The organism is Pradoshia sp. Z5_111 (assembly GCF_058267535.1).
In genome coordinates, this window is the sequence record NZ_JBZCPQ010000016.1 from 36,807 (window position 1) to 42,974 (window position 6,168).

7 protein-coding genes and 1 rRNA gene are annotated in these 6,168 nt (G+C 39.3%); all 8 read right to left on the minus strand.

Annotated elements, in window-relative coordinates; genetic code table 11:
- Nucleotides 1–71 precede the first annotated feature (71 nt).
- Nucleotides 72–428, minus strand: a complete 357-nt coding sequence (yabA, locus tag AC4D4A_RS18715; RefSeq protein WP_490997220.1) for a DNA replication initiation control protein YabA — start codon at nucleotides 426–428, stop codon at nucleotides 72–74.
- A 17-nt stretch (nucleotides 429–445) separates the two neighbouring features.
- Nucleotides 446–1,273: a PSP1 domain-containing protein gene (locus AC4D4A_RS18720; RefSeq protein WP_066103211.1), complete on the minus strand. Its 828-nt coding sequence runs from the start codon at nucleotides 1,271–1,273 to the stop codon at nucleotides 446–448.
- Nucleotides 1,266–2,270, minus strand: a complete 1,005-nt coding sequence (gene holB / locus AC4D4A_RS18725) for a DNA polymerase III subunit delta' (RefSeq protein WP_490997221.1) — start codon at nucleotides 2,268–2,270, stop codon at nucleotides 1,266–1,268. The genes AC4D4A_RS18720 and holB overlap by 8 nt, the downstream gene beginning before the upstream one ends.
- Before the next feature lie 38 nt (nucleotides 2,271–2,308).
- Complete coding sequence (gene darA, locus AC4D4A_RS18730; RefSeq protein WP_490997222.1) at nucleotides 2,309–2,638, minus strand: cyclic di-AMP receptor DarA; 330 nt, start codon at nucleotides 2,636–2,638, stop codon at nucleotides 2,309–2,311.
- A gap of 133 nt (nucleotides 2,639–2,771) precedes the next feature.
- Nucleotides 2,772–3,452: a dTMP kinase gene (gene tmk / locus AC4D4A_RS18735; protein WP_490997226.1), complete on the minus strand. Its 681-nt coding sequence runs from the start codon at nucleotides 3,450–3,452 to the stop codon at nucleotides 2,772–2,774.
- A gap of 7 nt (nucleotides 3,453–3,459) precedes the next feature.
- Nucleotides 3,460–4,908, minus strand: coding sequence for an aminotransferase class I/II-fold pyridoxal phosphate-dependent enzyme (locus AC4D4A_RS18740; protein WP_490997223.1), 1,449 nt, complete (start codon nucleotides 4,906–4,908; stop codon nucleotides 3,460–3,462).
- A 98-nt stretch (nucleotides 4,909–5,006) separates the two neighbouring features.
- Nucleotides 5,007–5,216: a sigma factor G inhibitor Gin gene (locus tag AC4D4A_RS18745; protein ID WP_490997224.1), complete on the minus strand. Its 210-nt coding sequence runs from the start codon at nucleotides 5,214–5,216 to the stop codon at nucleotides 5,007–5,009.
- A gap of 882 nt (nucleotides 5,217–6,098) precedes the next feature.
- Nucleotides 6,099–6,168, minus strand: a 5S ribosomal RNA gene (gene rrf, locus AC4D4A_RS18750); the annotation flags it as partial.

Sequence of the window (6,168 nt, forward strand, 5' to 3'; positions counted from 1 at the left end):
CCGCTCCTACCTATATACAGTAAAAAATCAATTATAAAAATAGTCTTTCCTATCGATAGGAAAGACTATCTTTACTTCTTATTTAAAAATGAAAGACAAAACAGGCAATCCCCATCTTTACGTGGACTTCCAAAGTGCAGATTACAAATATGGAAACCTTCTTGATATAGTCTCGCTAAATTATCGTAGCCCTCTCCGACATCCATTAGCTTATTGCCTTTTTTTGCTTGCTTTTTCTGAGAAATCGCAGGCTTTGTCTTTTCCAAATCCAGCAAGCGGCGTCTAACATTTTCATTTTCTAACTTGAGGGAATTATTTTCTTCTAATATTTCTGCGAGATGTTCTTTTAACTCTCCAAGTTGCTTATACAAATCTCCAATTTGAGCTTCCATACTGCTAACCGAATCGAAAATTTCCTTTTTATTCATCAACACCCACCACCTTATTAATCTGTGGCTTGAATCGAGAAGGTGCCTTCCTCCATCATCTCATCCAGCGTATATTCAACTACTCGTTCCTTACCCTGCAATTCTATTTGCATGATTTTTTCAAGAATGTTAAGACCGATTACTTTACCGCGACCCACTGGTGTAACCACGTACTCTCCCAAATCTGGAAGCTGCTCTTTTGCGCTCTCATATTCATCATTCTCATATTTTAAACAGCACATCAAGCGCCCGCATAGACCCGAGATTTTCGTTGGATTCAATGATAAGTTTTGGTCTTTAGCCATTTTAATGGAGACTGGTTCAAAGTCTCCAAGAAATGTAGAACAACATAACATCCTTCCACAAGGTCCAATGCCTCCAAGCATTTTCGCCTCATCCCTGACACCAATCTGTCTTAATTCAATACGTGTTCGGAAAATAGCTGCCAGATCCTTAACCAGCTCACGAAAATCAACTCGTCCATCTGCTGTGAAATAAAAAATAACTTTATTACGATCAAAAGTATATTCAACATCTACAAGCTTCATTTCCAAACGATGCTCAACCACTTTTTCACTGCATACTTGAAATGCCTGTTCAGCGATTTGTTTATTTTCATCCACAATCAGCCGGTCTTTTTCATCAGCTATTCGAATAACTTTTTTCAGGGGCAGAACTACATCATTTTCCCCAACCTGCTTTCTAGGTATAACAGCTTTTCCAAACTCAACTCCGCGTACTGTCTCAACTATGATGTATTCATCCTTGGCTATTTCCAAATCACCTGGGTCAAAATAATATATTTTACCCGCCTTTTTAAAGCGGACTCCTACAACATCATACAAGTGTAAACCCCTCCTGAAGGTTAAGCACAAGCTGCTCCATTAACAGCTGTGGGTTTATATTAGCCGAAATTTTTCGTTTTGACTCTAATATTTGATTCATTTGATACGCCAATTTTTTTTGGGAATGCTGAATGGCCAATTGGCGAAGCCTTTCCTCCATATCTTTGTATACAATCTCTTCCGGCTTATCCAGCTGTATATAAAGGAGATCACGATATATATTCAATAGGAGCATTAAGCCTATTTCTGTCTGTTCTCTTTCTTTAAAATGCGAAAGCCAACTCTCCTGAATGACCATAATACCATCCACAGGATTTTTCATTGCTTCAAATAATTTTACCACTATTTTTTGAGCTTGTGCAAACCACTCATCCTCATTTAACGACAAACCTTCCTCGACACTATTCGTCAAACTCGCAATCAAGGGAGCCTTCGTGACAGGTACTCCTGCCTGTATTAACTGCTTACTTAATTCCTTGGGATTTAACGGCATAAAGGATAACGTTTGGCAACGGGATAGGATGGTTGAAAGCATGCGGTGAATTTGATCTGTAAGCAAAATAATTGTTGTCCCTGCATGAGGTTCTTCTAAAAATTTCAATAAACTATTAGCCGCAGAAGCAGTCATTTTATGTGCATGCGTAATAATGTATACTTTTTGTGATGACTCAACTGCCTTCTTTTGAAACTCCTCATGAAGCAATCGAATTTGTTCCTTTTTTATCGATAAACCATCCGGTTCAATAACATGGACATCCGCATGGTTTTTATGGTCAATTTTTTTACAATTTGTACATTCCTCACAGGGAAGAAAACCGTCTTCTCGGTTAAGGCAAAATAAAGATTTAGCCAGAAGAATACTTGTATCCTTTTTACCGGTACCACGCTCTCCTTCAAAAAGATAAGCATGGGCCACACGATTCTTCATTAGGCTATTTTTGAGCATTGTTGATACTCTTGGTTGTTGATTGGCTAATTGATCCCACGTGTTTATCATGCTTATTTCCTCTCAATCCTCACTGACTGTAACAATTGTTAAAATTGGTAAAACTTATCTACCGGCATTACAAAAACTGTTGCTCCTCCTACCTCAACCTCTACTGGATAAGGTACATAAGAGTCTGTATTACCACCCATTGGAGTAACTGGTGCTACAAACTGCTCTCTGGATTTGCAGTTCTTCTTTATGATTTCAAGAGCCTTATTCACCCTTAATTCCTCGGTACCTATCAAAAAAGTAGTATTACCGGATTTTAAAAATCCTCCAGTTGTGGCCAACTTAGTTGCTCGGAAGTTATTGTCGACCAAATCACCTAATAATTTAGTACTATCTTTATCTTGTACTACTGCTATTATAAGTTTCATGGCTAAAACCTCCCATAAGGATTATAAAGAAAAAATGGCGGTGCGTATTTAAGCTTTACTTATCCATTATACCAGTTATTCTGTAACCATAAAGCAATTCAAGTGATAAATATAAAACCTTAAAGCATTTGCCTTAAGGTCTCCTGTCAATATATGTCCGAATTTGTTGAAGAGTTTCTTGATAAACTTCTTCAAAGCTTTGATTTGCATCAATTACCTTTATTCTATCAGGTTCATTTTTTATTAATAGTTGATAGCCCTCGTATACTTTTTGGTGGAAATTGAGCTTCTCAAGATCCAAACGATTTATTTCCCGACTTTTATGATTTTCAATTCTCTTCAAGCCAATTTCAGGATCAATCATAAAGAACAATGTAAGTTCTGGCATGGTATCCTGTATAGCAAAGCGATTGATCTCTCTGACTTCCTCTATCCCAAGACCTCTTGCATACCCCTGATAAGCTAATGAGCTATCTACAAAGCGATCACATAAGACAATACAGCCTTTATCTAATGCAGGTACCACCTTCTCCATAAGATGCTGTCTGCGCGCTGCTGCATATAACAGTGCTTCTGTCCTGGAATCCATTTCAGTATGATCAGGATTTAAGATGACCTGTCGGATCTGTTCTGCTATAGGAATTCCACCAGGTTCTCTTGTCAGTACAATTGAGTAGCCTTCCTTTTCAAGCTGCTCTCCCACTTTTGCTAGTACGGTCGTTTTCCCAGCCCCTTCAGGACCCTCTACAGATATAAAAACTCCACGTTTCAAGGCAGTAACCTCCAATATTGTAACTACTAGATAGTATATCATATGTGACTTACGCAAAGACCTCAATTTGCTGTTGCTTTAAATAAACTCCTCCTTGGATTTTAGCCCCCTGATTTAGTAAAGATGTGCATGCCTGAACCATGTCATAGGTAATAATCTCTCCCTTTTGAATGAGCGGAACACCAGGAGGATATGGAATAATCGTTTCTGCTGAGATTTCTCCACAGGCATGAGCAAGAGAAATTCTTTTCCGCGGCATTCTATCCATTTCCTCATAAGACATTGCCAAGACAGTCTCTATATGTTGTTGATCATTCTTCGGTGGATTACTGGCCAGGCTTACCAGTGTTCGTTCTCCTGTAATCCAATTTATCCTTTCTAGCCTTTGTATGATCTCCTCAAAAGAATATGGTTGATCCTTCTTTAATAAAGGCAGAACAAGCAATACATGCCGCTCATCTGCGAGCTCTGAATAAATGCCTGCTCGCTCCATTAATTTTTGCAATTCAAAGCCTGATAGTCCATTTTTATGATAGAGAACAAGCTTTAATGGATCCTGAATATCGCTGTTTTCTGATTCGAAAATGCACAGTTCCTCATGCTTCCGTAAATACTGTTTAAAAGACATAATTTGTTCGATTAAATATTCCTTATCCTTTTCAGAATAGCTCTCTAAATAAGCTCTCGCTAAATCAAGAGACAACATAATTGGATAAGATGGGCTGCTTGATTGCAGCACTCTTAAGTACTCTTCTACACGATATTGGTTTACCAATTCACTGTTTATATGTAAATAGGAGCCCATTGTCATCGCAGGCAGTGTTTTGTGAGCTGAGTGAACAACTATATCTGCTCCCATACTGACAGCTGATGGTGGAAAAGGAGAACCAGCCGCAAAGTGGGCACCGTGTGCTTCATCAACTAAAACTAGAATACCCTTTTCATGAGCTTGCTTAATGAAAGATGCCAGATCTGCTCCCAACCCATAATAATTAGGATATGTAAGAATAATTGCTTTCACATCCAAATGATCATTCAAACTATTATAAATTGTTTCATATGGAACACCAATTGAAATACCAGATTCTATAACCGGCGTCAGAAATACTGGGTTAGCTTTAGCTAGTTTTAATCCATTCATCACGGATTTATGGCAATTCCTTTGTACAAGTACCTTATCTCCAGGCTCAATACTAGCCAAGATCATCGCAAGATTACCGACAGTGGTTCCATTCACAAGAAAGTAACTTTTTTTAGTCTGATAAAACTTCGCTAATAATACTTCAGCCTCTTTAATACCTTCTTCTGGTTCATGTAGATCATCTAATCCTGCAAGTTCTGTCACATCCCATGACAGGACTGAACTAAAACTCTGAGGCGCTTCAATAGGCAGAACAACACCATTTTTATGGCCTGGAACATGCATGGATATGGACTTCTTATTTCGGTGTTTCTCCAGCATATCTAATATTGGTACTTTAATTACTTTTTCCCCCACTCATACACGCCTCCTCTTCCAACAAATAAAAAGGCTCCTTCCGGTTGAAGGGGCCAGCTGACTATATTATAAGGATGGAGTATATCGGTATTCAAGTTTTATGAGTAAATACTGGAAATGTTCATTTTTTTCAACTTCTCTACATGTTCATTATACAAAGGGTCATTTGTTTCTGTATGAATTAACACATCCTCACATTCCGAGCAAATAAAAATATTATATAGATGCATTCCCTTTTTTTTCGTCGATTCACAGATTGCACATTCTTCTTCAAGATGATTATTTGTTTCACGCTCGCAGTTGGCCATTTACTACACCTCCATACCTCTTAGTATCGCCCCCGGCCTCAAATTGTATACAATATTTAAAATTCATATATCATTGTATGCCCATATCTGAATTTCGTTGTATGTCTTTCAAAATGTCCAACATATAAATATCTTTGAGGAATAATTCATATAGAAACCTTTGCAATTCATGGGTGGTATGTTGTAGCAAAATCCTAGGGTGCGTTTCTTGAAATTGGCCTGGCTCAACTATTTGTAGCTTTAATTACCTAATCCGTGGTAAAGGCATACCATTGGTATTTGTCGTATCTTTACTCCGGGGATAAGTGGGGAGTGGGTAGGTGATAGGTCGGGCATAGCTGCCTCATAGGTGGAGCATAGCTGCTTTCCTCCATACTTCACACACCTTTCAGGCACCTTTACCCCGGTATAGATCAGGCATAGGTAGCTCATAGGTGGGGGATAGCTGCTTTCCTCCATACTTCACACACCTATGAAGCACCTTTACCCCGGTATAGATCAGGCATAGGTAGCTCATAGGCGGGGGATAGCTGCTTTCCTCCACACTTCACCTACCTTTCAGCCACCTTTACCCGGGTATAGGTCCGGCATAGGTGCTTCATAGGTCGAGGATAGTTTTACTTTCCCGCACACTTCTCCTACCTTCCATGTAACTTTACCCGGGTGTAGACTGGGCATAGATTTACCATAGGTATTGGATAGACTCAAAATAGCGCAGCTGTCTCATAGCTTTCGCACGTCGTTAGGGTAGTCCCCTTGACGACAAGTCTAATCTCTCCCGAGTCCTCATCCATCCAGCCCTAACAAGTATCCATGATCTCTCTTGACCCCTAAAAAACCGCACAAAAAAACCAGCTCATAAACTGAACTGGTTTCTGTATTGCCCGGCAACGTCCTACTCTCACAGGGACTCGCGTCCCAACTACCATCGGCGCTGAAGAGCTTAACTTCC

Bases quoted from the DNA above. Each gene is read 5' to 3' on its own strand.
- yabA (WP_490997220.1), bottom strand. From the start codon at position 428: ATGAATAAAAAGGAAATTTTCGATTCGGTTAGCAGTATGGAAGCTCAA.
- holB (WP_490997221.1), bottom strand. From the start codon at position 2,270: ATGATAAACACGTGGGATCAATTAGCCAATCAACAACCAAGAGTATCA.
- darA (WP_490997222.1), bottom strand. From the start codon at position 2,638: ATGAAACTTATAATAGCAGTAGTACAAGATAAAGATAGTACTAAATTA.
- tmk (WP_490997226.1), bottom strand. From the start codon at position 3,452: ATGATATACTATCTAGTAGTTACAATATTGGAGGTTACTGCCTTGAAA.
- AC4D4A_RS18745 (WP_490997224.1), bottom strand. From the start codon at position 5,216: ATGGCCAACTGCGAGCGTGAAACAAATAATCATCTTGAAGAAGAATGT.